At 42.7% G+C, this 26,787-nt stretch carries 26 protein-coding genes and 1 riboswitch; of the genes, 22 read left to right on the forward strand and 4 right to left on the reverse strand.

Features of this window, described 5'->3' with window-relative positions; translation table 11 throughout:
* Positions 1-30 precede the first annotated feature (30 nt).
* From DWZ93_RS05675 to DWZ93_RS05730, 12 genes are all read left to right on the forward strand, one after another.
* A complete protein-coding gene (locus DWZ93_RS05675) occupies positions 31-1,476 on the forward strand; it encodes a PTS galactitol transporter subunit IIC (RefSeq protein WP_118452225.1) in 1,446 nt (481 codons plus the stop codon).
* Positions 1,477-1,558: 82 nt separating this feature from the next.
* Positions 1,559-2,611 carry a 2-hydroxyacid dehydrogenase gene (locus DWZ93_RS05680; RefSeq protein WP_118382594.1) on the forward strand — a complete coding sequence of 351 codons (1,053 nt, stop codon included), beginning with the start codon at positions 1,559-1,561 and terminating at the stop codon, positions 2,609-2,611.
* Positions 2,612-2,657: 46 nt separating this feature from the next.
* Positions 2,658-3,338, forward strand: coding sequence for a class II aldolase/adducin family protein (locus DWZ93_RS05685; protein WP_118382595.1), 681 nt, complete (start codon positions 2,658-2,660; stop codon positions 3,336-3,338).
* 17 nt (positions 3,339-3,355) lie between these two features.
* The gene (locus DWZ93_RS05690; RefSeq protein WP_118452226.1) at positions 3,356-4,381 is read left to right on the forward strand and encodes an alcohol dehydrogenase catalytic domain-containing protein; all 1,026 of its coding nucleotides are present in this window, start codon (positions 3,356-3,358) and stop codon (positions 4,379-4,381) included.
* A 38-nt stretch (positions 4,382-4,419) separates the two neighbouring features.
* Entirely contained in the window at positions 4,420-5,793 is a 1,374-nt protein-coding gene (locus tag DWZ93_RS05695) for an aldehyde dehydrogenase family protein (RefSeq protein WP_118452227.1), read from the forward strand.
* Between the two features lie 28 nt (positions 5,794-5,821).
* Positions 5,822-7,009 (forward strand): thiolase family protein, encoded by a 1,188-nt coding sequence (locus tag DWZ93_RS05700; RefSeq protein ID WP_199665532.1) that lies wholly within the window; start codon positions 5,822-5,824, stop codon positions 7,007-7,009.
* A 1-nt stretch (position 7,010) separates the two neighbouring features.
* A complete protein-coding gene (locus DWZ93_RS05705; RefSeq protein ID WP_118382597.1) occupies positions 7,011-7,424 on the forward strand; it encodes a Zn-ribbon domain-containing OB-fold protein in 414 nt (137 codons plus the stop codon).
* Positions 7,424-8,749, forward strand: coding sequence for a CoA-disulfide reductase (locus tag DWZ93_RS05710; RefSeq protein ID WP_118382598.1), 1,326 nt, complete (start codon positions 7,424-7,426; stop codon positions 8,747-8,749). Before DWZ93_RS05705 ends, DWZ93_RS05710 begins: the two co-directional genes overlap by 1 nt.
* Positions 8,750-8,766: 17 nt before the next feature.
* On the forward strand, positions 8,767-10,044 hold the full coding sequence (gene larA / locus DWZ93_RS05715) for a nickel-dependent lactate racemase (RefSeq protein WP_118452228.1): 1,278 nt from the start codon (positions 8,767-8,769) through the stop codon (positions 10,042-10,044).
* A gap of 6 nt (positions 10,045-10,050) precedes the next feature.
* On the forward strand, positions 10,051-10,347 hold the full coding sequence (locus DWZ93_RS05720) for a UxaA family hydrolase (RefSeq protein WP_118382600.1): 297 nt from the start codon (positions 10,051-10,053) through the stop codon (positions 10,345-10,347).
* A gap of 8 nt (positions 10,348-10,355) precedes the next feature.
* Entirely contained in the window at positions 10,356-11,534 is a 1,179-nt protein-coding gene (locus DWZ93_RS05725) for a UxaA family hydrolase (RefSeq protein WP_199665898.1), read from the forward strand.
* Positions 11,535-11,537: 3 nt separating this feature from the next.
* Positions 11,538-12,449 (forward strand): AEC family transporter, encoded by a 912-nt coding sequence (locus DWZ93_RS05730; RefSeq protein ID WP_118452229.1) that lies wholly within the window; start codon positions 11,538-11,540, stop codon positions 12,447-12,449.
* Positions 12,450-12,655: 206 nt separating this feature from the next.
* Here DWZ93_RS05730 and DWZ93_RS05735 read toward each other — a convergent pair whose 3' ends face one another.
* From DWZ93_RS05735 to DWZ93_RS05745, 3 genes are all read right to left on the reverse strand, one after another.
* Positions 12,656-13,267: a TetR/AcrR family transcriptional regulator gene (locus DWZ93_RS05735; RefSeq protein WP_118452230.1), complete on the reverse strand. Its 612-nt coding sequence runs from the start codon at positions 13,265-13,267 to the stop codon at positions 12,656-12,658.
* Between the two features lie 143 nt (positions 13,268-13,410).
* Positions 13,411-14,802, reverse strand: a complete 1,392-nt coding sequence (locus tag DWZ93_RS05740) for an alanine/glycine:cation symporter family protein (RefSeq protein WP_118452231.1) — start codon at positions 14,800-14,802, stop codon at positions 13,411-13,413.
* Positions 14,803-14,989: 187 nt separating this feature from the next.
* Positions 14,990-15,847 carry a MurR/RpiR family transcriptional regulator gene (locus tag DWZ93_RS05745; protein WP_118382604.1) on the reverse strand — a complete coding sequence of 286 codons (858 nt, stop codon included), beginning with the start codon at positions 15,845-15,847 and terminating at the stop codon, positions 14,990-14,992.
* A gap of 276 nt (positions 15,848-16,123) precedes the next feature.
* Here DWZ93_RS05745 and ald point away from each other — a divergent pair, with 276 nt between their 5' ends.
* Both ald and DWZ93_RS05755 read left to right on the forward strand, forming a co-directional pair.
* Positions 16,124-17,239: an alanine dehydrogenase gene (gene ald, locus DWZ93_RS05750; RefSeq protein ID WP_118382605.1), complete on the forward strand. Its 1,116-nt coding sequence runs from the start codon at positions 16,124-16,126 to the stop codon at positions 17,237-17,239.
* A gap of 242 nt (positions 17,240-17,481) precedes the next feature.
* Positions 17,482-19,632, forward strand: coding sequence for a Tex family protein (locus tag DWZ93_RS05755; RefSeq protein ID WP_118452258.1), 2,151 nt, complete (start codon positions 17,482-17,484; stop codon positions 19,630-19,632).
* Positions 19,633-19,744: 112 nt separating this feature from the next.
* Here the strand turns inward: DWZ93_RS05755 and DWZ93_RS05760 are convergent, their stop codons facing one another.
* Positions 19,745-20,368, reverse strand: a complete 624-nt coding sequence (locus DWZ93_RS05760) for an ECF transporter S component (RefSeq protein WP_118452232.1) — start codon at positions 20,366-20,368, stop codon at positions 19,745-19,747.
* A 124-nt stretch (positions 20,369-20,492) separates the two neighbouring features.
* Positions 20,493-20,624, reverse strand: a riboswitch (FMN riboswitch).
* 146 nt (positions 20,625-20,770) lie between these two features.
* On the opposite strand from DWZ93_RS05760, the gene DWZ93_RS05765 reads away from it, so the two are divergent.
* The 8 genes from DWZ93_RS05765 to ispD all read left to right on the forward strand — a co-directional run bounded on the left by DWZ93_RS05765 (position 20,771) and on the right by ispD (position 26,621).
* Positions 20,771-21,952, forward strand: a complete 1,182-nt coding sequence (locus DWZ93_RS05765) for an aldo/keto reductase (protein ID WP_118452233.1) — start codon at positions 20,771-20,773, stop codon at positions 21,950-21,952.
* 82 nt (positions 21,953-22,034) lie between these two features.
* On the forward strand, positions 22,035-22,469 hold the full coding sequence (gene tsaE / locus DWZ93_RS05770; RefSeq protein ID WP_118382608.1) for a tRNA (adenosine(37)-N6)-threonylcarbamoyltransferase complex ATPase subunit type 1 TsaE: 435 nt from the start codon (positions 22,035-22,037) through the stop codon (positions 22,467-22,469).
* On the forward strand, positions 22,457-23,194 hold the full coding sequence (tsaB, locus tag DWZ93_RS05775; protein ID WP_118452234.1) for a tRNA (adenosine(37)-N6)-threonylcarbamoyltransferase complex dimerization subunit type 1 TsaB: 738 nt from the start codon (positions 22,457-22,459) through the stop codon (positions 23,192-23,194). Before tsaE ends, tsaB begins: the two co-directional genes overlap by 13 nt.
* Before the next feature lies 1 nt (position 23,195).
* A complete protein-coding gene (gene rimI, locus DWZ93_RS05780; RefSeq protein WP_118382610.1) occupies positions 23,196-23,636 on the forward strand; it encodes a ribosomal protein S18-alanine N-acetyltransferase in 441 nt (146 codons plus the stop codon).
* 103 nt (positions 23,637-23,739) lie between these two features.
* On the forward strand, positions 23,740-23,973 hold the full coding sequence (locus DWZ93_RS05785) for a hypothetical protein (RefSeq protein ID WP_118382611.1): 234 nt from the start codon (positions 23,740-23,742) through the stop codon (positions 23,971-23,973).
* Position 23,974: 1 nt separating this feature from the next.
* Complete coding sequence (locus DWZ93_RS05790; protein ID WP_118452235.1) at positions 23,975-24,886, forward strand: ribonuclease Z; 912 nt, start codon at positions 23,975-23,977, stop codon at positions 24,884-24,886.
* 1 nt (position 24,887) lies between these two features.
* The gene (gene tsaD / locus DWZ93_RS05795) at positions 24,888-25,916 is read left to right on the forward strand and encodes a tRNA (adenosine(37)-N6)-threonylcarbamoyltransferase complex transferase subunit TsaD (protein ID WP_118452236.1); all 1,029 of its coding nucleotides are present in this window, start codon (positions 24,888-24,890) and stop codon (positions 25,914-25,916) included.
* Positions 25,917-25,919: 3 nt separating this feature from the next.
* Positions 25,920-26,621 (forward strand): 2-C-methyl-D-erythritol 4-phosphate cytidylyltransferase, encoded by a 702-nt coding sequence (gene ispD / locus DWZ93_RS05800; RefSeq protein WP_118452237.1) that lies wholly within the window; start codon positions 25,920-25,922, stop codon positions 26,619-26,621.
* Positions 26,622-26,787: the final 166 nt, after the last annotated feature.

A 26,787-nucleotide genomic window follows, 5' to 3' on the forward strand; every position in this document is an offset into this window, starting at 1 on the left:
TAAAAATGAAATGAGAGGAGAGAAAAAGGCATGTTTGATACATTGAAACTTGTTTTTGACACCTTTGGAAAAGACCTCATGGTTCCAGTGATGATCTTCGTTATTTGTATGATCTTCAAAGCACCTGCGAAAAAAGCATTTTCATCAGCAGTGCTGGTTGGTGTTGGTCTGAAAGGTATGACATTCATTACCACTGAGTTTGGTGCGGTACTTTCACCATTGGTTCAGCAGCTGATTGCTACAACAGGACTGAACCTGAAAGCACTTGATATCGGATGGCAGGCGGTTGCATCTGTTGCATACTCTACCGATATTGGTATGATGTTTATCGGAGTTGGACTTGTATTCCAGATTGTTTTATGGCTGGTAAAATGGACAGACATTTTTATGCCGTCAGATCTGTGGAATAACTATTCTATCATTGTTTGGGGATCAATGTTCTATGCGATCAAAGAGAACCTTGCGGTTGCATTTGTACTGATGCTCTTCATCAACGTTGTGACACTGCTGATTGCAGAGGTTATGCAGAAGAGATGGTCTACATACTATCACTATCCGGGTTGTGCAATGACTGCACCTCACCATATGGGTGATGCTCCAATGTATCTTGTACTGAATATTATTGGTAACAAGATTGGGCTGGATAAGATTAAAGCTGACCCAGCTTCTATTAAAAAGAAATTCGGATTTATGGGTGAGCCAATGTATATTGGACTTATTGTAGGATTATTACTTGGTGTTGTAGGTAATATCGGAGATCTTAATACAATGGCAGCATGGGGAACTGTTATGAATGTAGCAATCACATGTTCAGCTGTAATGGCAATCTTCCCGAAAGTTGCCGGTCTGTTCGCATCTGGATTTACAGTACTTACAGATTATTCAAGAAAGACTCTGAAGAAGAGCAAATACGGAGCTGACAGAGAATTTATCGTATCAGTTAACGATGCTCTTGGATATGGTGAAACAGCAACACTTACTACCGGTCTTCTGGTAATTCCGGTATGTGTACTTCTGGCATTTATCCTGCCAGGTAACGTGGTAGTTCCTCTTATGGTACTTCCTTCTCTTCCGTACATGGTAGAGGTTCCTGTTTGCCTGTCAAACGGAAATGTAATTAAGTCATGGATTATGGCTTGTATCGTATTCAGCGCAAAGATACTTATGGCATCTTATTGGGCTGGAACATTTACAGAGATTGCTGCTGGAGCGGGATTTGAAGCTGCTACACAGGCTCTGGAAGGTGGAACGCTGATTATTGGATTTATCATGTCAAACTGTACAGCAGGTTTGATTACGATGGCGTTCTTAACCATGAACCCAGTTATTATTATTGCAGTAGTAGCAATTTACTTCGTACTGTATGTTCTGTTCAGAAAGAACAAATCTTCTGTGCGTGAGTACATTGAAAAGATTGCTCTTGGTGACAAATATGTAGCACCTGTAGCACCGGAAGCTGCTGCGAACGGACAATAAAGCAAAAGGTAAATATTGATGATTAACTTTCGTTCCATGGCTTAACTGCAATGGAACGAAAGTTTTTAGAAAGAGGCGTGTTATGAAGATACTGGTAATTGGAGATATTGTAGTGAGTTGTGATCTTCTGGTTGAAGCGGCTAAGTCACTTCCGGGTGGAGAGCATGAAGTGGTAGCTGTTGAATGGAAAAGTGAAACCAGACAGGAATTTCAGAAAAAGGCATTGAACATTGAGAAAAATGGACCGACAGCAGAGGAACCGCCAAAGGAAGCATATGAGCAGATTGGTGATGCTGATATCTTACTTTCTCATTTCTGCCCAATTCCAGAAGATCTGATCGAAGCAGGAAAGAACCTGAAACTAATCGGAACATGTAGAGGCGGAATGGAGCATGTAGACATTGCTGCAGCTACAAAGAGAAACATTCCGGTCATCCACTGCATCAGAAATGCAGAAGCTACTTCAGATTTTGCGGTTGGACTTATGTTTGCAGAGACAAGAAATATTGCTCGTGCACATGCGGCTGTAAAACAGGGAGTATGGAGAAAAGAATATGTGAATAGCCAGTATACAACATCTATGTGTGAGATGACAGTCGGTGTTGTAGGACTTGGGCATATCGGAAAACTGGTTGCAAAGAAATGCCTTGGTATTGGCATGAAGGTGATCGCACACGATCCATTTGTAACACAGGAAAAAGTAGATGAAATTGGTCTGGATGTCAAGATGGTGAGCAAAGAAGAACTGTTTAAGACAGCGGATATCATTACACTTCACCTGAGAGTAACACCAGAGACAAAGAACAGTATTAACAAAGAATATATTGGATTGATGAAGCCTACAGCATATCTGATCAATACTTCAAGAGCCGGAGTACTTGATAAGGATGCTTTGGTCGAGGCTTTACAGAACCGTACAATCGGCGGAGCTGCAATTGATGTGTTCTGGGAGGAACCGGTTCCGAAGGATGATGTACTTCTGACACTGGATAACCTGACAATGACACCTCATAATGCAGGAAATGTTGTAGATGCACTTCCGAAGTCCCCATTATTACTTGCAAGAACGATTAAGGAGTTCTGGGATACAGGAAAGAGCGATATGGTTGTAAATCTTAGAAATATAACAATTTAACACAAAATAATAAAATGATTTAAGAGCAGATTGGAGGATTACCGGCATGTTAATGGAGAAAGAAAGAATAGAGATTGTTGAGTATGGTAAGAAGATGAGCAGTGCAGGACTCTGCAAAGGCACAAGTGGAAATATCAGTATTTATGATCCGGAAACCGGATATATGGCTATCAGTCCATCCGGAATCGGATATTTTGAAACAGAACCTGAAGACGTAGTTGTTATGAAACTTGACGGAACAATTGTTGAAGGTAATCGTGCTCCATCTAGCGAACATGGTCTTCATTCAGTGATTTATCTGAATAAGCCGGAAGCAAGAGCGGTAGTACATACACATTCTATTTACTGTACTACGTTTGCTGCGCTGAATCAGCCGCTGAAAGCTGTTCACTATGTAATCGGCGGAGCTGGAGTGTCTGAGATTCCTTGTGCTCCATATTGCACATTTGGAACACCGGAACTGGCTGAAAGTGTAAAGAATACAATTGGCGACAGCAAAGCAGTTCTGTTGCAGAACCATGGTCTGGTAGCAAGCGGACCGAAGCTTGCAAAGGCATTCAGCCTTGCAGTTAACCTGGAATTCGTTGCAGAGATTCAGTATCGTGCACTTTGCATCGGACAGCCGTGCGTACTGTCTGATGAGCAGATGGCAGAAGTAATGGTTCGTTTCAAATCATACGGACAGCCGGCTAAGAACAATGAAAAGAAAGACGGAATGGGCTACTAAGATTAGGAGGAGCATTCATGTTAAGAGCGGTACTGTATAAAGAAAAGGAGCTTCGCATAGAGGAAGCTCCAATACCAGAGATTGGCGATGATGAAGTTCTGGTAAAGAACAAAGTATCGACAACCTGCGGAACAGATGTAAAGATCTATAAAAGAGGATATCCGCTTCTTACGCCACCACATCCATTTGGACATGAGTATTCTGGAGTGATCGCAGCAGTAGGAAAGAATGTGAAGAAGTTTAAAGAAGGTGACCGCGTAGCAGTTCATAACACAGCACCTTGCGGACATTGCTATTTCTGCAAAAAGGGTCAGTTCTCTATGTGCGAAGATATGTTGTTTAATCGCGGAAGCTACGCTGAGTACGTAAAAGTGCCTAGAAGAATTGTTGAACAGAATATGTTTAAACTGGATGATACGATCTCACACAAGACGGCGTCATTGATGGAACCATTTTCCTGTGCAGTATATGGAATCGATAATTGTCCGATTCAGCAGGGAGATACGGTTATCGTAAATGGTGCCGGACCGATCGGCCTTATGTTTGCAAGACTTGCAGTGCTAAGAGGTGGTAAAGTCATTGTATCTGATATGAAAGAGAATCGTCTGGAAACAGCGAGAAAGCTTGGCGTCTGGAAGACAGTGAATTTGACAGGAGTAGAAGATGCAGTTGCTGCGCTTTGCGCAGAAACAGAAAACGAGCGAGGGGCAGATGTTGTTATCGAAGCCACAGGTTTGATTGGCGTATGGGAGACCAGCGTACAGATGGCAAGAAAAGGTGGATTCATCCTTCTGTTTGGCGGTACAAAGGGAGGAAGTGTACTTCATGTAGATGCTACACTTTTACATTATTCACAGGTAACGATAAAGGGTGTGTTCCATACCACTCCGCTTCATGTAATGAAAGCACTGGAGCTGTTGAAGATGGGTGTGATCTCAAGTGATGATTTCATTCAGAATGAATATCCGCTTCAGGAACTGGAAACAGCCATTCTGGAACATGCAGAAGGCAAGGTAATCAAAAACTGTATTATATACGATTAATAAAGACAGACAGGATATAGCATAAAAGGAGAAATAAAATGGAAGAATTAGAATTTTCAATGATTGATGAAATGCTGGAAAAGGCTAAAAAAGCACAGGCTGAAGTAGAGAACTATACACAGGAGCAGGTGGATGCACTTGTAAAGGCAATCGGAAAAGCAATCTATGACAATGCAGAAATGCTTGCAAATGAAGCGGTAACAGAGACCGGTTACGGAAGAGTAGACAGCAAGATTTATAAACAGAAGAAAGCAACTGCAGCGGCATGGTATTATCTGAGAGATAAAAAATCTGTAGGTATCATTGATAATGATACAATCAACGGAGTTGTAACATTCGCAAAACCAGTTGGAGTTGTTGCTTGTCTGACACCTAGTACGAACCCGACTTCTACAACAGGAAGCAATGGTATGAACGTAATCAAATGCCGTAATGCGATGATCGTATCACCACATCCGGCTGCAAAGAATGTAACTATTCACGGAGTTAATCTGATTAATGCAGCATTAGAGGAACTTGGCGCACCGGAGAATCTGATTCAGGTTATCGAATCTCCATCTATGGATGCAACAAAGGAACTGATGCAGAAAGTAGATGTTATCGTAGCTACAGGTGGACATGCAATGGTTAAATCCGCATATTCAAGCGGACGTCCATCATATGGTGTTGGACAGGGAAATGTACAGGTTATCGTAGCAGAAGACTATACAGATTATGACAAGATGGCTGCAACAATTGTAGGAAGTCGTGCATATGATAATGGTATTCCGTGTACAGGTGAGCAGGCAGTTCACTTCCCGAAAGAGAAGTATGATGAATTTGTTGCTGCAATGAAACGTGCAAAAGCAGCTATGATCCCAGATGACAAGGTAGATGAACTGCCGAAGATCCTCTTTAAAGAGAACGGAGCAATAGATGCAAAACATGTTGGTATGAAGCCGGTGAAGCTTGCTGCTGAAATGGGATTTGAAGTACCGGAAGATACGCAGATTCTTATCTTTAACAACAGAGGAATCAGCAGAGAAAACATCCTGTGCAGAGAAAAACTTTGCCCGGTAATCCAGCTTTTCCCATATGAGTCATTTGAGCAGGCAGTTGCAGATGCTAAGACGAATCTGCTTTGGGAAGGTGCAGGACATACTTCTGTTATCTATACAAATGATACGGAAAAAGCAGAGTATGTAGGACATGAACTTCCAGTAGGACGTCTGGTTGTTAACCAGGCTGGTGGAGCTGCATCAGGCGGAAACTATATCAATGGTCTGCATCCTACGATGTCTCTTGGATGCGGAAGCTGGGGTAATAATTCAATTTCAGAAAACCTTACTTACAAACATCTGATGAATACAACAAGACTTGCATACTACCATGACTGCACAATGCCAGAACTGGATGAAGTATGGAAACTGTAATCAGAAGTGAAAGATAGGAGACTGTGAAATGGCTATGAATGATTTGAAGAATAAAATTGCCATTGTCGGAGTCGGATATACACCACAAGGAAAAATCGAAGGTAGAACAGCGGTTGGATTTCATTGCGAAGCAATTCGCAATGCGATCCAAGACGCTGGAATAGGAAAAGAAGATATTGATGCAATGCTGCTGTATCGTCATTTTGATGCGATCGGTGGAGATTATGATGTTACAGCATTTACCGTTGCAGAACAGCTGGGTATCAACCCATCTGTAGTGAGCCAGGAAACGTATTGTACAAGAACCTGGCTTTATCATTCCGTAGGAATGTTACTTAGCGGGCTTTGCAAATATGTGGTGGTCTCTTACGGTGACAATGCGAGAAGCTGTCGGAGAAGTTTCGTAAAAGAACTCTCCAATGGAAAAGCAACTGATGAATTGGCAGCATATGGTGATCTGAGTACCATGGCTAAATATGCAATGTTGTCAAGAAGAGCAATGGAAGAATACGGAACCGGACCGGAAGTCTGGAAGGAGATTTCCATTGCACAGAGAAGATGGGCAAATTTGAATCCGCAGGCATCTATGTATAAAAAAGTTCTGGATGATCAGGGATATTACGATTCTGCATATGTGGTGGAACCACTTAGACTCCTGGATGCTACACCAAATTCAGACGGAGGACGTGCGATTGTACTTACAACGGCTGAAAATGCAAAAGCAATGAAGCAGAAAGCAGTGCTGATTCGTGGATTTGGCAATGCGAACCAGACGGTATCTCCATATAGATTGAAAGCACTTGATGAAAACAGTGCAGCAGTCAGATCATCAAGACTGGCTTATGCTATGGCAGGAGTTACCGCTGAAGACATTGATGCATGTGAATTCTACGATTGCTTTACTTATACGGTTGAGGCAACACTTCGTGACTACGGATTCTTTAAACCGGAGAATGTCAGAGAATTTATAACCAGAGAAAAGATTGGACCGGGTGGAGATCTACCGGTTAATACTTCCGGAGGTATGCTTTCAGAAGGATACTTTATGGGACTGACACCGGTAAGTGAAGCAGTTATGCAGCTTCGCGGTGAGTGTGGAGATCGTCAGCTTGGAGTATATCCGGGCACAAAGAAACCAGAATTAATTATGTGCAGTGATAACGGAGCAGTGTTCCAGAGTAACAGTGCTTTGATTTTGGAAAGAGGGGATTTCTAAGATGGAAAAACTTGATTTTTTTGCACCCAGAATCAGTGCTGACACAAAGACGTTCTGGGAAGGCTGTAAAGAACATAAATTAGAGATTCAAAGATGTAAGAAATGTGGAAAGCTTCGCTGGCCGGCAGCATTCCTGTGTCCTGACTGTTTGAGCAGTGAGACAGAAATGCAGGAAATGTCAGGAGAAGGTACATTGTATTCTTATGTGACATTCCAGAAAGCGTTTCATCCGTCAGTGCAGGATAAGGTGCCGTACACAGTCGGTGTGGTTGAAATGGAAGGCGGCGTGCGGATCATCAGTAATATCGTAGACTGCGAACCGGAACAGCTTGCATGCAATAAGAAAGTAAAGATGAAATGGATGGACTGTGAGGAATACACGAAGCCAGTCTTTGAATTAGTGGAGGAAGCGTAATGAAAGCGTTAGTAATAGGTGGCAATCCGGCGGGAATGAGTGCTGCATCCAGAATGAAGAGAAAAGCTCCGGATACAGAGGTGATTGTATTGGAAAAAAGCCATGAGGTATCATACGGAGCATGTGGTCTGCCATATTATGTTGCAGGCTTAAATGACGATCTGGACAGAATTCGTATTCGAAAAGCACCGGAATTTGAAAAAAACGGAATCAGCGTTGGTCTTGGTCAGGAAGTTATCGCAGTGGATACAGAGAAGAAAATTGTAACTGCCAAGAATGAGCAGGGAGAAGAGAGTACATATAATTATGATAAATTGCTTATTGCGAGTGGAACCTCACCAAAAGTACCTCCGATTCCGGGAATCAGACAGAATAATATTTTCTGCCTGAAGACACTTCAGGATGCAGAAGCTATCAAAACTGCAATTCAGAAAAGCAAGGGAAATGTAGTTATCGTAGGTGGCGGATACATCGGACTTGAGATCGCAGAAGCCTGTGTATTACAGAAAGTGAAGTCAGTCCGCATTGTAGAAGCACTCGATCAGGTACTGAATGTATTTGATGAAGAGTTTGGACAAGCAGTAAAAGACGAACTGGAGAAAAACGATGTGGCTGTATGCACCGGCGAGCGGGTACAGTCGTTTGAAGGTATAGATGGAACGGTAACGGAGATCGTCACAGACAAGGGAAGATATCCGGCAGATATCGTAATCTTATCTATCGGTGTATCACCGAATACGAAATTTATCGACTCTGTTGAAAAACTTCCAAACGGTGCAATCATTACCAATACAGCAATGGAGACTTCCGTAAAGGATGTCTATGCAGCAGGAGATTGCGGTACCGTATATCATAAGATTTTAAAAAAACCGGCATTTATCGCACTGGGAACTTATGCCAATAAGCAGGGAAGATTAGCCGGAGACAGTATGATCGGAAAGGAAGTATGTTTTGATCGCGCACTTGGCACCTCTATGCTTCGTTGTCTTGGAATGGAGTTTGCAAAAACGGGTATTTCTGAAAAAGAAGCGAAAAGAGAAGGTCTGGACGTTAAGATCAAAACAGTAACAACCAGAAGCCATGCAAGATATTATCCGGATCCGGTAGAACTTACGATTAAATTTGTATATGATGCAAAAGATCATACACTGCTTGGCGCTCAGATCATGGGAGCGAAAGAAGCCGCATGGAGAATTGATGTATGTGCATGTGCGATCGATCAAGGGATGACGACCGAAGAGCTGGGGTATCTAGATCTCGGATATGCGCCAATGTTCGCTGGTGTCTGGGATGCAATTGGTATTGCAGCAAATGCTTCTAAATAAGCATAAGGAGAGAAGATATGCGTACAATTAAGATTCCATATTATACAAGTACCATGGAGCTTCATGTGGAAGAAGAGAATCTGAAAGCAGTGATGTATGCGAAGGCAGATGATTATCAGCCGGGTAAAACTGAGACAGAGGTCATCGAAGAGGCATTGGAGCATCCAATCGGTACAAAGAAATTATCGGAACTGGCAGTAGGAAAGAACAAAGTAGTTCTTGTAACCAGTGATCATACGAGAGCAGTGCCGAGTAAGATTACATTACCGATTCTGTTAAAAGAGATAAGAAAAGGTAATCCGGATGCGGATATTACGATATTGATTGCAACAGGACTTCACAGGGCTACCACAGAGGAAGAACAGCGTAGAATGTTTGGTGATGCGATCGTAGACAATGAGAAGATTGCAGTTAATGATGCATTTAAACCAGAGGAATTTACTTATATGTGTAAATTGCCTTCCGGAGCAGACTTCTATGTGAATTCACTTGCTGCAGAATGTGATCTGCTGGTTACGGAAGGCTTCATTGAGCCGCATTTCTTTGCCGGATTTTCCGGAGGAAGAAAGAGTATTCTGCCGGGAATTTGTAATGAAGTTACAGTAAATGAGAACCATTCATATCGTGCAATTTCTAATCAGAATGCGCAGGCAGGTGTATTGCATCATAATCCGATTCATGAGGACATGGTATATGCGGCGAGAAAGGTTAATGTGCAGTTTATTTTAAATGTGGCTCAGAACAGTGAAAAAAAGATTCTGGCAGCATTTGCAGGAGACCTGGAACAGGCACATGAAGAGGGTGTTGCGTTCGTACGGAAGCTGTCTCAGTGTCCAAGCATTGAAGGAGATATTGTAATCACATCAAATGGTGGATATCCGCTGGATCAGAACCTTTATCAGACACCGAAAGCAGTTGCAACAGCGGAAGCCTGTGCACGGGAAAATGCAGTAATTATTATGTGTGCATCCTGTGTTGATGGTATGGGCGGCTCGCATTTTGAGAAGCTGATCGTTAAAGGCTCTGTAGATGAAATTGATGCATATCTGTCTAAAATCCCACCAAAGGAAACGATTCCAGAACAGTGGTGTGCACAGATATATGCGCGGATTTTGAAAAAACATAAAGTGATACTTGTTACAACATATCTGGATAAAGAGACAGTTGAAAAGGCCAATATGATCCATGCATCCAGCCCTGATGAAGCATTGCGGATGGCATATGAGATGAAGGGAAAAGATGCAGAAGTGGTAGTAATACCAGATGGAGTGTCTGTTTTGGCTGTAAAGGAGTAAAAGTTTATGGAGCTAAAGATTGCATTAAAGGTAGATGATAAAGATAATGTCGCAACCATTTTTGCAAATGGGATTACGGATGGAACAGAAGTAGAGATTCGCGACAAAAAAGGAAATGTAGATCTCGTGAATGTAATTGGAGATATACCATATGGACATAAGATCGCAGTTCGAGATATAAAAAAGGATGAAGCTATTATGAAATATGGCGAATCGATTGGCGGAGCCAGTCAGGATATCAAAAAAGGCGAATATGTACATATACACAATATGGAAGCAAGAAGAGGTCGGGGAGACTTATAGGAGGAACCATGAGCATTACATTTCAAGGATATATGAGACCGGACGGAAGAGCCGGAAGTAGAAATTACGTGGCAGTCATCCCCAGCGTAATCTGTGCAACAGATGTTGCGCAGGCAATATGCAGACAGGTGGCAGGCACAATCGGATTTTTTCATCATCAGGGATGCTGTCAGTTACCAATTGATCTGAAGCGTGTTACAGATACGCTGACCAGTTTGGCGTTAAGCCCGAATGTGGGTGCTGTCCTGCTGGTAAGTCTTGGATGTGAAGGCACAGATACACAGAAGATCATGGAAGAAGTAGAAAAAAGCGGCAAGCCATTAGAAGTAATCCGCATTCAGGAACTGGGCGGAATGAGTCGTGCAATTCAGCAGGGTACTGATCTTGCACAGAAGTTAGTTCAGCAGATTTCAGGGCAGCAGAGAGTTCCTGTTGACATTTCAAATGTTATCATGGGAATTAAGTGCGGAGGTTCCGATACAACCAGCGGAATGGCATCAAACTGTGTGATTGGATATGTAGCCGATAAGTTAGTTGATCTTGGAGCTACGGTTGTATTTGGAGAGACGACAGAATTCCTTGGAGGAGAAGATATACTGGCGAACCGTGCAGTAGGCGGACCGGATGGTCCGGTTGGCAGGAAGATATACGAGATTGTAAATCGTATGGAACAGAGAGCCAAGGCGATCGGAGAAGATATGCGAGGCGGACAACCGACTCCTGGTAATATTAAGGGCGGTTTGTCCAGTATTGAAGAAAAATCTCTTGGCGCAATTGTCAAGAGTGGTCACAGACCGATTCAGGGCGTGTTGGAATATCCAATGCGTGTAACCACGGAGAAAGGTTTGTGGATCAAGGATGCACCGGGACGTGAGCCTGAGATTCTTACAGGTATGGCAGCGACCGGAGCACAGGCACTGATGTTTTCTACCGGAAGAGGGGCACCGCAGGGATTCCCAAGTATGCCCGTTATGAAAATATGTGGTAATCCGAATACTTATGAGAGAATGCAGCATGATATGGATCTGAATGCCGGAGTGATCATTCAGGGAAAGAAGACGATTGAAGAAGTCGGTGAAGAAGCATTTGCAATGTTCCTTAGAGTATTAAATGGTGAAATGACTAAGAATGAAGCAATTCAGTATGTAAGCACGATGGATATATACTGTCTTGGACCGGTAATTTAAGCTATGCTGTTACTTCAACAGATGTTAGTACTGTTCATCTATATGATGCTGGGCTTTTTCCTGGCGCGTAAAGGGGTTCTGGATGAACGGGCTGGTAAGACATTTAGCTGGATGGTTGTAAATGTGGCGAATCCGGCATTGATCATTCTGCCTACAATTAATAAAGAAACCACATTATCGCCGGAACAGATTTGGGAAGCATTGAAATTGGCTGTCATTATGTATGTGGCATTGATTGTAATCGCGAAAGTCATTACGATGTTTATGCGTACATCAATGGAAAAGAATCTGTATCAAATGATGATGATTTTTAATAATATTGCGTTTATGGGATTTCCAATCGTAGCAGCGGCATATGGACCGGATGCATTATTATATTCGGCATTGTTCACATTACCGTTCTGTATGTTGATTTATACTTATGGAATTGTGCTTATCACAGCAAACGGCGAAAAGCAGGAAAAGCTGAAACTCAGGAGCATATTTAACATAGGTGTGATTGCGGTTATATTTGCGTTGGCAATGTTGTTTATTAAGCCGAATATGCCGGAATTTGTGATCACAGCAACCAAAGGAGTCAGTAATCTGACGGGACCGCTGAGCATGATGGTAATCGGAATATCATTAGCAGGAATGAAATTAAAAGATGTATTTTGTGATAAGACATTATGGTTGTTTTCATTTGTTAAACTGTTGGTGATTCCGATTATTGGAACGTTAATTGTGATTCAATTGCTGGACAATGATCTGTTGTGTCATGTCTGCATGGTAATGCTGGGAACACCGGTAGCAAGTATGGTTGTAATGCTTGCGCAAACTTATGATGCAGACAGTGAATTGATGAGTCGAGGAGTAGCATTGACTACAATTCTGTCGGTTATCACAATTCCGATGGTATCGTTTATTGTATTTTAGGCTATTAGAATTTAAATTAGAAATAGTATCCCAATATAAAGAGCCTTTTATAGACGACATCTATAAAAGGCTCTTTATATTAAAATTACTGATTGGAAATCTCGATAAATGTGAGTTATAATAAAAACAAGAAATGATTGACATGGCAATTAGCCAATTCTCTAATAAAAGAACCTTTCAAGCCCGCTACTTGAAAGGTTCTTTTATTAAATATCTTTATTAATCACGCCGTCCAGATAACATTCCAATGATCTGCGCATATTCTGCTCAAAATTAGCTTTGCCATTTTTCAGACACCATTCGAATACATTTCCGATAACAATCATACGGATATCGGTGCTGACATCCTCTAACGGACGACGGAGTGTAATTGCTCCGGCATCGATTGCTTTCTGGAGATAATTGTGTACTGTCAGAATCGGATAAGGACGTTCCGTACGAATATCCGGATTCAGTGACTGGTTCTTAGGCGTATAATAGTTGGATATGAATTCCAATCCCAGTTCCTTGCAGTATTCTACATAGTTTAGATAGACATGGACGATAGTGGTGATCGCTTCTTCGGCACTGCCTGGCAGATCCAGCAGATCAGGATTAATACTTGGCTGTTCCTCGATATAATAGGAAAGAAGATCATCCTTCGTCTTGAAATGATGATAAAAACTTCCGTTGGATACGCCGGCCTCTTCACAGATGTTCTTTATAGAGAGAGCTTCGTATCCTTTTTCCTGCAGGATAGTCTTGGCTGCCCGGAAAATTCGCCCCTTGGTTTCCTTTGATTTGAGTTGCTGTTTGGATAACTCCTGTGTATCAGACATTGCAAATACTCCTTTACGTTGATGAATTCAGTATAACATAAGAAGTGTACAAATACAAGAAAACCGAGCGAGCTCTGTAACGTTATCCATACTATGTTTTTGTCGTGCATTTGAAAGAAAATATACAAATTCGTTGAATATCCTTAACCTAATTCCTGAATGCCTTCAGCAGCAACGATAGTTTCTTTTACCTGAAAATATTTTCTGGTTTCGCTGATGACAACCTTACGCAGACCAAGAAGTGCAATCAGGTTAGGAATACCCATCAGGGCATTGGTAATATCTGCAAGCATCCAGATTGGATCAAGGGTCATGAACGGTGCAATTGCAATAGCAAGAATATAAATAATCTTAAAAGGCTTAATACTCTTTGTAGTTCCGGTCAGATATAAGATACAACGTTCACCATAATAATTCCAACCAAGAATTGTAGTAAATGCAAAGAAAATCAGACCAAATGAAATCAAATAAGTTCCAATATTGATCGGAAGTCCGGCATTATAGGCTTCTGTGACGAGAATACTTCCGCTTAACTCTGAATTGTCAAGCAGCCCACTGGAAATAACAACAAGACCAGTCATCGTGCAGACAACAATCGTTGTAAAGAATACACTTGTCATAGAAATCAGACCCTGCTTTACACAGGAATTCGTTTTTGCGGCAGCGGCAACGATCGGAGAACTTCCGAGTCCGGCTTCGTTTGTATATACACCACGAGCAACTCCCATTCTCATAGCTGTCATAAATGAGATCACTGCAGTTCCGGCAGTTCCGCCCAGTACAGATTCTTTAGAAAATGCACATGCAAAGATGCGACCAAATGTAGCAGGAATTACCTTGCAGTTCCATACAAGAATCAGAACAGATCCGCCTACAAAGAAAAGTGCCATGAAAGGAACGATAAATTCCGCTACTTTGGAGATGGATTTGATTCCACCTAATGTTACAACAGCAGTCATAATGGTAATAATTGCACCGACAAGTAATACTGGAAGATGAAAAGAAGTGCTTACCGATTCTGTAATCGCATGTACCTGTGGAAAAGTACCACTTCCGAGAAGTGCAGTTACAGCGCCAAAAAAGGCAAATAATTTCGCGAGCCATTTGAATTTGTCGCCGAGACCATTCTGGATATAATACATAGGACCGCCGGCAATCTCACCATTCTCGTCCGTTGTACGGTATTTTATGGCAAGAAGCCCTTCGGCGTATTTCGTAGTCATACCAAGAATTGCGGATACCCACATCCAGAAGAGAGCACCGGGACCGCCGATACGCAGAGCGGTTGCAACACCGACAATGCTTCCGGTTCCGATACAAGCTGCAAGGGTAGTACAAAGAGTTGCAAAAGATGAAACGTCTCCGTCTCCATCTTCTTTTTCAAAAATACACTTTAATGCTCTTGGGAATTTTACGACTTGCAGTCCACCTAACGCGATCGTGAAAAAAAGCCCTGTTCCCATAAGTAAAAAGAGAGTGGGTGGTCCCCAAACAGCCGTCTGAATTTTTGCTAATACATGTGTTAATACATCCATAATATAAATGCCTCCAATATTTTTCGCTTTATTTGATAATAGACGGAAGTGAAAAATATTCTTCGTAAAATACACATGATGAAAAATTATATTTTTTGCTTGAGTTCATCCTAGCACATGAGAAATAAATGTGCAATAAAAGTTATTTCTTTCACGTGGATGATATTTTTTGGACATGACCGCAGAGCTAATAGTTGCCAAGTTTACTAAGATATTTGTCAATAGTAACGAGACGTTTTTCAATTCCTTTTGCTTTGTGACTGATTGTTTCCAGTAAAGCTTCAGATACAAACTGTGGGGCAATCATGGAATTGAAAAATGTATTGCTGTCTACGGGAACAGTCAGAAGCACGGTAGCATACTTGGCAAGTTCAGAGCTTGGTTTGTCTGTGATAAGGATAATGTCAGCTTTGGCATTATAAGCCATCTCGGCAGTAACCTTATCTTGCAAGGAATACCTTGGAAAGCTGAAAAGAATCAGACAATCCGTATGGGAAATATTGCACATATGATCAATCGGGCTCATAGTGGTAGTGGTGGTCATTGTTACGTGTGGCACCATCTGTTTTAAATATAAGATAAAATAATCAGCCAGGCAGATGTTTCCTCGTGTGGCTGCGATATATTTATGTTTGCAGGAAACAATTATATCAGCAGCCTTTTCAAAGTTCTGAATAGGGTTTTGGATAAAAATTTCTTCCAAATTATGGGCGGCATTTTTAAAATGTCGGTTAATATATTCGGCAGAAGTATCCAGTTTTGCCTGCTTGGCAATTCTCTGGGAAGGAGTCGTGATACTGCTGGAGATACTGAGAACTTTATCCTGGTAGTCCTTTCGCAGTGCTTTCTGAAAGTCTATAAATCCGGAAAAACCAATCGTGCGGCTGAAACGTATGACGGAAGATTCGCTGACACCAAGTTTCAGGGCGATTTCGGTAGATGTCATAAAACAGGCATCGGATGCGTTGTCCAGAATGTATTCAGCAATAATCTTTTGCGTTTTGGTCATGTGTGCTGAGCGAAGTAAATCCTGCATATTTTCCATAGTCTTATCCTCCGGGAGATTATATTAATAGTTAGATTTAAACATGAAAAAGAAATTTGTGCAAGATGTGGAAGACATTCTTATAGAAGAAAAAGCGTAATATTAAGTGAAAAAATAAACTTACTGGTGAAAAAAATAACTTTTATTGTAATGTACAACAGTGTGTGCTAGTATTAGGTCAGACGGAAGAGAAGAATATTATTCAGCAAAGAATAAAAATGAAAAATAATATTCACTCAAAAAACAAACGGATTAAAATTTTAGGAGGATTTTAAAATGAAAGTAGGATGCGTAAAAGAGATCAAAAACAACGAGTTTCGAGTAGGTATGACTCCTGACAATGTAAAGAGTTATGTGAATGCAGGACATGATGTCTATATCGAAAAAGGAGCCGGAGAAGGATCAGGATTCTTAGATGCTGAGTATGAGGCAGCTGGAGCTAAGATGATCGATACTGCTAAAGAAGTATGGGACACTGTTGAAATGATGATCAAAGTAAAAGAGCCGCTTCCGGAAGAGTATCCATTATTCCACGAAGGACTTATCCTTTATACATATCTTCACCTTGCAGCAGACAAGCCGCAGACAGATGCTCTGCTTAATTCCAAAGTAAAAGGTGTTGCATACGAGACACTGATCGAAAGAAACGGAAGCATCCCTCTTCTTGCACCAATGAGCCAGATCGCAGGACGTCTGAGTATTCAGGAAGGTGCTAAATATCTTGAGAAGAGATTCGGTGGAGAAGGAGTTCTCCTTGCAGGCGTTCCGGGAACACCGAAGGCTAACATCGTAATCCTCGGTGGTGGATCTGTAGGAACTAACGCATGTAAGATCGCTGTAGGAATGGGCGCTAACGTAACAATTATGGACATCAACCTTCAGAGACTTGCTTATCTTGATGATATCTTTGGAGCACGTATCCAGACACTCGTATCTAACGATGCTAACATTGAAAAAGCAGTGAAAGAAGCTGACCTTGTAATCGGATGTGTTCTGATCCCAGGAAAATCTGCTCCGAAGCTGTTCAAGAAGAAATATCTCAAAGAGATGAAACCAGGTGCAGTATTCGTAGACGTTGCTGTAGACCAGGGTGGATGTGGTGAGACAACTAAGGTTACATACCATGATGATCCGATCTTCATCGAAGACGGTGTTGTTCATTACTGTGTAGGCAATATGCCAGGAGCAGTTCCGAGAACATCTACAATCGCTCTGACAAACGCTACACTGTCTTACGGACTGCAGATCGCAGGCAAGGGACTTGAGCAGGCATGTAAAGATAACGAAGTAATTTACTCAGCTATCAATACATACGATGGAAAATTAACATGTAAGAACGTAGCAGACAGCTTTGACTGCTATGAATACACAGATGTCAGAACTGTATGCTAATTAGCTGCAATTATAATAAGTAGAAACTGAATGATTAATTCCTATTAACGGAAAGTGCCGGTATCTTTAAGGTGCCGGCATTTCCTGTATCACTGGGTGTTTGTATGGAACTGTCATTGTCTGAATTTCGGGTAGTTAAGATGGAAAAACACATTGTAATCACAGAATGGAAAAGGTATACTATAAGGCATGCAGAGCACATACATAAGTGCACATTAAGATGTTGCAGAAAGGGTGTATATATGGATATTAATCAGAAGATAACGGAAGAACTTGGTGTCAAGCGGTGGCAGGTAGATGCGGCTGTGAAGCTGATTGACGAGGGGAATACGATTCCGTTTATTGCACGATATAGAAAGGAAGCGCATGGTACATTGGACGATGAACAGCTTCGTAAGCTGGCAGAGCGACTGACCTACCTGCGCAACCTGGAAGAGAAAAAAGAACAGGTATTGGCAAGCATTGAAGAACAGGGGAAACTTACAGAGGAGTTGCGAGACAGGATCCTTGAGGCACAGACGCAGGTGGCAGTGGATGATCTGTATCGTCCGTATCGTCCGAAGCGTCGTACCAGAGCAATGATTGCAAAAGAGAAAGGACTGGAGCCGCTGGCTATGCTGATGCTGCTTCAGCAGTCCAAAGAGCCGTTGGATAAATTGGCATCAGCTTATATTAATCCGGAGAAGGAAGTAAAGACTGTTCAGGATGCGGTGGCCGGAGCAAAGGACATTATTGCGGAGCAGATTTCGGATGACGCGGCTTACCGCAGCTGGATCCGCAATATGACTGTGAAAAAAGGTAAAGTAGTATCGCAGGCAAAGGATGCAGAAGCGGAATCTGTCTATGAGATGTATTATGAATTTGAAGAAGCAGTGGTTAAGATCGCGGGACACCGTATTCTGGCACTTAACAGAGGCGAGAAGGAAAAATATCTGACGGTGAAGATCGAAGCACCGGAAGAAGATATTCTGCGTTACCTGAAGAAAAAGATGTTACATGGAGATCATACTGAAATCACAGCAGCTATTGAAGCAGCAATTGAGGACGGATATCAGAGACTGATCGCACCGGCTATCGAACGCGAGATCCGGAATGAACTGACAGAGAAGGCAGAAGATGGTGCAATCCAGGTGTTTGGCAAGAACCTGGAACAGCTTCTGATGCAGCCGCCGATCGTTGGCCGCACAGTACTGGGGTGGGATCCGGCATTTCGTACCGGTTGCAAGCTTGCGGTGGTAGATCCAACCGGGAAAGTTATTGGCACTACGGTTATTTATCCGACGGCACCAACTACTCCACAGAAGATTAAAGCATCCAAAGATTTGTTGAAGAAGATTATCCCAAAGTATAATATTTCTTTGATCTCACTGGGTAATGGAACCGCATCCAGAGAGTCGGAACAGATTATTGTGGAGCTTCTGAAGGAAATTCCAGAGAAAGTGCAGTACGTAATTGTAAATGAAGCCGGCGCATCTGTATATTCTGCCAGCAAGATTGCAACAGAAGAATTTCCTAAATTTGATGTAGGACAAAGAAGTGCAGCATCTATTGCAAGACGACTGCAGGATCCGCTGGCAGAACTGGTTAAGATTGATCCGAAATCCATCGGTGTCGGACAGTATCAGCATGACATGAATCAGAAGAAGCTTGGCGAGGCATTACATGGTGTTGTAGAAGATTGTGTAAATAAAGTCGGCGTAGATCTTAACACTGCCTCTGCGCCGCTGCTCTCGTACATTTCCGGTATCTCCGGAACAATTGCCAGGAATATTGTGGCATATCGGGAAGAAAATGGAAGATTCAAGAGCAGAAAAGAACTCTTAAAAGTAGCGAAACTCGGACCAAAAGCATATGAACAGTGCGCCGGATTTATGCGAATCCACGAGGGTGCTAATCCGTTGGATGAGACCAGTGTACATCCGGAGTCTTACGAAGCTGCTAAGAAGCTGCTGGAAAAACAGGGATTCCAGATATCTGATATCACAGGCGGTAAGCTCGCTGGATTGTCACTTACGATTCGCGATTATAAGAAGACAGCACAGGAACTGGGCGTAGGAGAGATTACCCTGCGTGATATCGTAGCTGAACTGGAGAAACCGGGCAGAGATCCACGTGATGAGATGCCGAAACCAATCCTCCGCACGGATGTGTTGGATATGAAAGATCTGAAAGAAGGTATGGTTCTCAAAGGAACAGTAAGAAATGTTATTGATTTTGGTGTGTTTGTAGATATCGGTGTACATCAGGACGGACTGGTGCACATTTCTGAGATTACCAATAAGTTCATTAAGCATCCACTGGAAGCAGTTAGTGTTGGCGATGTCGTGGATGTGAAGGTCCTGAGTGTGGATCTGAAGAAGAAACGAATCGCACTTACCATGAAGAACGTATAAACTTACCATGAAGAACGTATAAAGTAAGAATGTATAAAAAAGAGGTTTGAATGACTGTGTTTACAGCGTTCAAACCTCTTTCTATATAATGAGTTATGATACTTTGGGATGGTTACTGCATCCGAAATACCGGACGGATCTTCTTGTAAATCAGGAATACGATCAGGGAATCGATGATTCCTTTTAAGATATTAAATGGTGCGACTGCAAATGCCACAAAGGTAAACAGGTTGGTAATATGAGCATTGACTGCAGTTCCCATTCCTACAAGTGCTTCCATTGGCATGCCGAAAGCTTTGCCGTAAGCCGGAAGCAATACAAATGCATTCAGGAAACATCCAAAGATTGTCATCAATACAGTACCTGTTGCCATACCGATGATGGCACCCTTTCTGGTATGCATTTTGCGGTAAATGATTCCTGCCGGTACAACGAAAGAACATCCGAGAAGGAAGTTGGCAAGTTCACCAACACCTGCGGTAATTGTGCCGTTGATTGCAAAGTTCAGAAGAATTTTGATTAGTTCGATCGCAGCACCTGCAACTGGACCCATAGCAAAACATCCTACCAGTACTGGTACTTCACTAAAGTCAATCTCGTAAAAGGCCGGTGCAAATGGCAGTGGGATCTCGAAAAGCATCAGTACAACAGAGATGGCTCCGAGCATTCCGATCTGTGCCAGAATCCTTGTCTTAGAAGACGTGTGTGTGCGTTCGTTAGTTAATGTGTTATCCATTTTCTTTCTCTCCTTTTGATGTGGATTATAAAAGGAAGAACTCTTCTCGAAATGTGCGTAGAGAATGCAAATAAAAAAAACCGACATCATATGCCGGGGTCAATTATCATTCAAATGATACTGCACAATCCTTCTCTCATCCAGACTTTACTGTCGGTTCTGGAATCTCACCAGATCAGCTGCTGCACTGTGTAGGATACAACAGGTCGCGGACTATACCGCCGGTTGGGAATTACACCCGACCCCGAAGAATTACTATTCCATTTATGTTGTAAGGATAGCACACTATATCCAAGAATGCAAGTCTCTTTACATGGAAAATGGATTCACGTATAATAACTCTTACAGCTGACCACAGGTGTGTTAATTAATTTTAAGATTTTGTGATCAAAGGAGAATGATATGCAATATAGAAAAGATCGATATGGAGAACAAATTTCTTTGCTGGGATATGGTTGTATGAGATTTACAAAAAATGGTAACAGCATAGATCTCGATAAAGCGGAAAGGGAATTGATGCTTGCCATTAAAAGTGGTGTGAATTATCTGGATACAGCATATATCTATCCGGGAAGTGAGGTGGCAGTTGGCGAGATACTACATCGCAATCACTGCCGGGAAGAAATTAGGCTTGCAACCAAATTGCCGCAGTATTATATCAAGTCAGGTGCAGCAATTGAAAAATATTTTAATGAACAGCTCACACGTCTTCAAACAGATTACATTGATTATTATCTGATGCATATGCTGACAGATGTTGCGGCATGGGAGAAACTGAAGAAGCTTGGTATTGAAGCTTGGATCACACAGAAAAAGAAAGAGGGCAAAATTCGCAATATCGGATTTTCTTTTCACGGTAATACGGAGATGTTTATCCAGATTCTGGATGCTTATGACTGGGATTTTTGTCAGATTCAGTATAACTATATGGATGAATACACGCAGGCAGGAAGGACAGGGCTTCAGGAAGCGGCAAAACGTGGGATTCCGGTAATTATCATGGAACCTTTACGCGGTGGAAAACTGGTGGATCTGTTACCGGAAAAAGCAAAAAAGCGAATTGCAGAAGATCCAAAGAAACGTACTCCGGCAGAACTGGCATTCCGCTGGCTGTGGGAACAACCGGAGGTGACCTGTGTGCTTTCGGGGATGAATTCAGAAGAGATGATCCGTGAAAATGTTCGTATAGCATCGGAAGTACAGACCGGCGAATTTACAGAAGAAGATTTCTCATTGATTGAGGCGGTAAAAAAAGACATACAGGACACCCTGAAAGTAGGATGCACCGGATGTGGATATTGTATGCCATGCCCGAAAGGAATTGACATTCCGGCAGCTTTTCGTTGTTATAATCACATGTATACAGAAAAGAAAGGCGCGGGACGTCACGAATATCTTCAGACCGTATGTCTACGGAAAGATTTCCGACCGGTCAGTGCCTGTGTGGGATGTGGTAAATGCGAGAGCCACTGTCCACAGCATCTGGCAATCCGCCAGAAGCTGAAAGAGGCAGATGGCAAGCTTCTTCCGTTTTATTATAAGATCGGTCTTAAAGTTGTGAAGAAACTGGGGCTGTTCTGGTAAAGCAGTGTCATATATAGAAAAAAAAAGAAAGATATGCTATAGTGTGTGTATACTCGAAATAGAAAATGGATGGTTTATTAATATGAAGAGAGAATTGATAGAATCAAATTGCGAGAAGGATACTCGTGATCTGGGATTTCGCTTGGGACAGGCGGCAGAGCCTGGTCAGGTGTATACGCTGGTGGGAGACCTTGGTGTCGGCAAAACGGTGTTTACGCAGGGACTGGCAGCAGGTCTTGGGATTGAAGAGCCGGTGAGCAGCCCGACATTTACAATTGTACAGGTGTATGAGGATGGCAGACTTCCGTTTTACCATTTTGATGTATACCGGATCGGTGATGTGGAAGAGATGGATGAGATCGGATACGAGGATTATGTATATGGGCAGGGAGTGTCCCTGATCGAGTGGGCGAACCTGATTGAAGAGATTCTTCCGGAACATTATACAGAGATACGGATTGAGAAAGATCTGGATAAAGGATTTGATTATCGGAGGATAGAAATATGCGAATATTAGCATTGGACAGCTCAGGACTTGTGGCGAGTGTAGCTGTTGTAGAAAAGGATGGAGAAGAGACAAGTACCATCGCAGAATATACAGTTAATTATAAGAAGACACATTCTCAGACGTTACTGCCTATGTTGGATGAGATTGCGCACATGACAGAACTGGATCTGAATACGGTAGATGCCATTGCAGTAGCGGGAGGACCGGGATCATTTACCGGACTTCGAATTGGATCTGCGACGGCGAAGGGTTTGGGACTTGCGCTGAAAAAGCCATTGATCCATATCCCGACTCTGGAAGGACTTGCGTATAATCTCTGGGGAACAGATAAGATCGTGTGTCCGATCATGGATGCAAGACGCGGTCAGGTATATACTGGAATTTATGAATTTGACGGTAATGAATTACGTGTGCTGGAAGATCAGATGGCGGTCAGTATTGAAGAACTGGGTGAGAAGTTGAAACAGTATAGCAGACCAGTTGTTTTCCTGGGAGATGGAGTGCCGGTATTCAGGAAAAGACTCGTGACAGAGATTATGCCAGAGTCTGATCTACATTTTGCACCTGCATCTATGAATCGTCAGAGAGCAGCTTCGGTAGGAAGCCTGGCGATCCGCTATTATGAAGAAGGCAAGACGGAGACGGCGGTGGAACATCAGCCGGATTATCTCCGTGTATCACAGGCAGAACGTGAGCGCGCGGAAAGAGAACGTGCGAAACAGGAGGCAAGATAATATGTTTTGTATCCGTAGAATGCGGGAAGAAGATCTTGCGGATGTGGCAAGGCTTGAAAAAGAGATATTTTCAGATCCATGGAGTGAGAATGCAATCAGAGAAAGCATGGAACAGTCGCAGACGCTGCTTTTGTCAGCACTGGAGGATGGTGTACTGGTTGGCTATCTGATTGTTTATTATGTATTGGAAGATGGAGAGATTGCCCGTATTGCGGTAGAATCGGACTTTCGCAGAAACGGTGTAGCTTCTCGTTTGTTGAAAGAACTGGCGTTTATCTGTGCGGACAATGGTGTAAATAAATTACTGCTAGATGTTCGGGAAAGCAACGAATCAGCAAAAGCTTTTTATAAGAAAAAGGGGTTTGTCCTGGATGGCGTGCGGAAAAATTATTATACAAATCCGACAGAAAATGCGATTCTTATGAGTCTGGAACTGTTGTGACAGGTGGCAATAAAGGAAAGAGTTCCCACTAGGATAACGTCTGGGCGATGGTTATAATGTAGGCGTAAGACGATATACAGTTTATAACAACAGGAGGAATCGTATGCGCAAATATGGGATGAAAGAAACGAAAGAAATTAAAAAAATTATCTGTAATAAATGTGGAAGGGAAATTACAGCTGTGAATGGATTGCTCAGCGAAGACGTGCTGTCTGTAGAAAAACGCTGGGGCTATTTTTCCAGAAAGGACAACCGGGTAGACAGATTTGATCTGTGTGAAGATTGCTATGATGAGATGGTTGCTGCATTTTTACTTCCACCGGAAAGTAGAGGATAGAATGTTAGATGTATGTTTGCTGGGAACCGGCGGTATGATGCCGCTTCCTTACAGATGGCTCACTTCTTTGATGGTGCGTTATAATGGCAGCAGTCTGCTGATCGACTGTGGCGAGGGTACGCAGATTGCCATCAAAGAAAAAGGATGGAGCTTTAAGCCGATCGATGTGATCTGCTTTACGCATTATCATGGAGATCATATCAGTGGGCTTCCGGGACTATTGCTTACTATGGGCAATGCAGATCGGAAGGAACCACTTACCCTGATTGGACCGAAAGGTCTGGAGCGGGTTGTAGGCGCCCTGCGCGTCATTGCGCCGGAACTGCCATTTCAGATTATATATAAGGAAATCAAAGGTCCGGAAGAGACGTTCGAGATGAATGGTTACCGCCTGAAGGCGTTTCGTGTAAATCACAACGTATTGTGTTATGGATATACAATGGAGATTGACCGTGCAGGCAAGTTTGATGTCAGCCGGGCAGAGGCAGCAGAGATTCCAAGGAAATACTGGGGAGTTCTGCAGCGTGGTGAGACCGTGGAAGAGGATGGGAGAATCCTGACTCCGGATATGGTACTTGGACCGGCCAGAAAAGGTCTCAAGATCGCTTATGCAACGGATACCAGACCGACCGAGTCGATTCTGGAGAATGCAAAGCATGCCGATTTATTTATCTGTGAAGGCATGTATGGAGAGAAGGATAAGTTAAAGAAAGCAAAAGAATATAAGCATATGACATTTTATGAGGCGGCTGAACTTGCGAAGGCGGCAGAGGTAAAAGAAATGTGGCTGACTCATTACAGTCCGTCATTGAATCGACCGGAGGAGTACCTGAAGGATGCACGGGATATTTTTGGAAATACAGTGGCATCAAGAGATGGACAGTCCGTTGAACTTGTATTTGAGGAGGCATAATATGGAAGAAAAAAAAGATTTGCTGATTCTGGCAATCGAAAGTTCCTGTGATGAAACGGCTGCGGCTGTTGTGAAAAATGGCAGAGAAGTATTGTCTAATGTGATCTCTTCGCAGATTGCGCTGCATACGTTGTATGGTGGCGTGGTGCCGGAGATTGCATCCAGAAAGCATATTGAAAAGATTAATCAGGTGATCGAAACAGCACTTGATGAGGCAAAGGTTACATTGGATGACATTGACGCCATTGGTGTAACTTATGGACCGGGACTTGTGGGAGCGCTTCTGGTCGGTGTGGCTGAGGCAAAAGCAATCGCTTATGCGGCCAGAAAACCTTTGATCGGTGTACACCATATTGAAGGACATATTGCTGCAAATTTTATTGAACACAAAGAACTGGAACCGCCGTTCCTCTGTCTGGTGGTGTCCGGTGGACATACACATCTGGTGTGTGTGAAAGATTATGGAGAATTTGAGATTCTGGGACGCACAAGAGATGATGCGGCAGGTGAGGCATTTGACAAAGTGGCCCGGGCTATCGGACTTGGATATCCGGGAGGTCCGAAGATTGATAAAGTGTCAAAAGAAGGCAATCCTGATGCAATTGAATTTCCAAGAGCGCACATGGGAGATACGCCATACGATTTCAGTTTCAGTGGTGTGAAGTCGGCGGTGCTCAATTATCTGAATGGATGTAAGATGAAAGGCGAGACCTGGAATCAGGCGGATGTTGCTGCTTCATTCCAGAAAGCTGTTACAGATGTACTGGTGGCTAACTCTATGCAGGCAGTGAAAGAATACGGACTTCGTAAGTTTGCAATCGCCGGCGGAGTGGCATCGAACAGTGCGCTTCGCAGTGCTATGAAAGAGGCCTGTGAAAAGAACGATATTGATTTTTATTATCCGTCTCCGATATTCTGTACGGACAATGCGGCGATGATCGGCGTGGCAGCATACTATGAGTACCTGAAGGGAACCCGTCATGGATGGGATCTGAATGCAGTACCGAATCTGAAGCTGGGGGAACGATAGGACATGAAGGACAGATGTACTGCGATCGTACTTGCGGCAGGGCAGGGAAAACGTATGAAAAGCAAAGTGAAGAAGCAATTTTTGAGCATAGCAGGAAAGCCTATCGTGTATTATGCGCTGCAATGTTTTGAGAAAGCATCATTCATTAACAATGTTATTCTGGTAACCAGCGAGGATTGTGTGGACTATTGTCAGAAAAAGATAGTAGAAAAATATGGATTTCGAAAAGTAGAAAAAGTAGTTGTTGGCGGGAAGGAGCGGTATGATTCCGTGTATGCCGGTCTGCTGGCCTGCGGAGAAACGGATTATGTATATATCCATGACGGTATCCGCCCGTTCATCACCAGAGATATTTTGGAGAGAGCTCTGGATGGAGCCAGAGAGACTGGTGCATGTGTGGTTGGAATGCCTTCTAAGGATACGGTGAAGATTGTTGATAAAGAACAATTTGTTACAAAAACGCCAAAAAGAGCCCGTGTGTGGGCGGTCCAGACGCCGCAGGTTTTTCGTTATTCAATTATCAGACAGGCACATGAAAAAGCACGGCTTGGAAGAATGGACGGAGTAACGGATGATTCGATGCTGGTGGAAAAATATGGTGACTGTAAAGTAAAAATGGTAGAAGGATCCTATGAAAATCTAAAGATAACAACGATGGAGGATCTGTTTGTTGCGGAAGTTATACTGAGGGGAAATGAATTGTAAACATTGGGGCGTGTAGACGAGAAGTGTTATCTTTGTTAGATAATTATCAATTGTTACAAAAGCATTGAACAATTGTAAAAATGGAATTGTGAGAAATGGTAAACTTTTACAAATATTCAACTCGAATCTATTGAAGTTGAGGTAAATATGTACTAAGATTTAGGAG

The sequence above is a fragment of the Dorea sp. AF36-15AT genome (assembly GCF_003477705.1).
GTDB lineage: Bacteria > Bacillota > Clostridia > Lachnospirales > Lachnospiraceae > Claveliimonas > Claveliimonas ammoniilytica.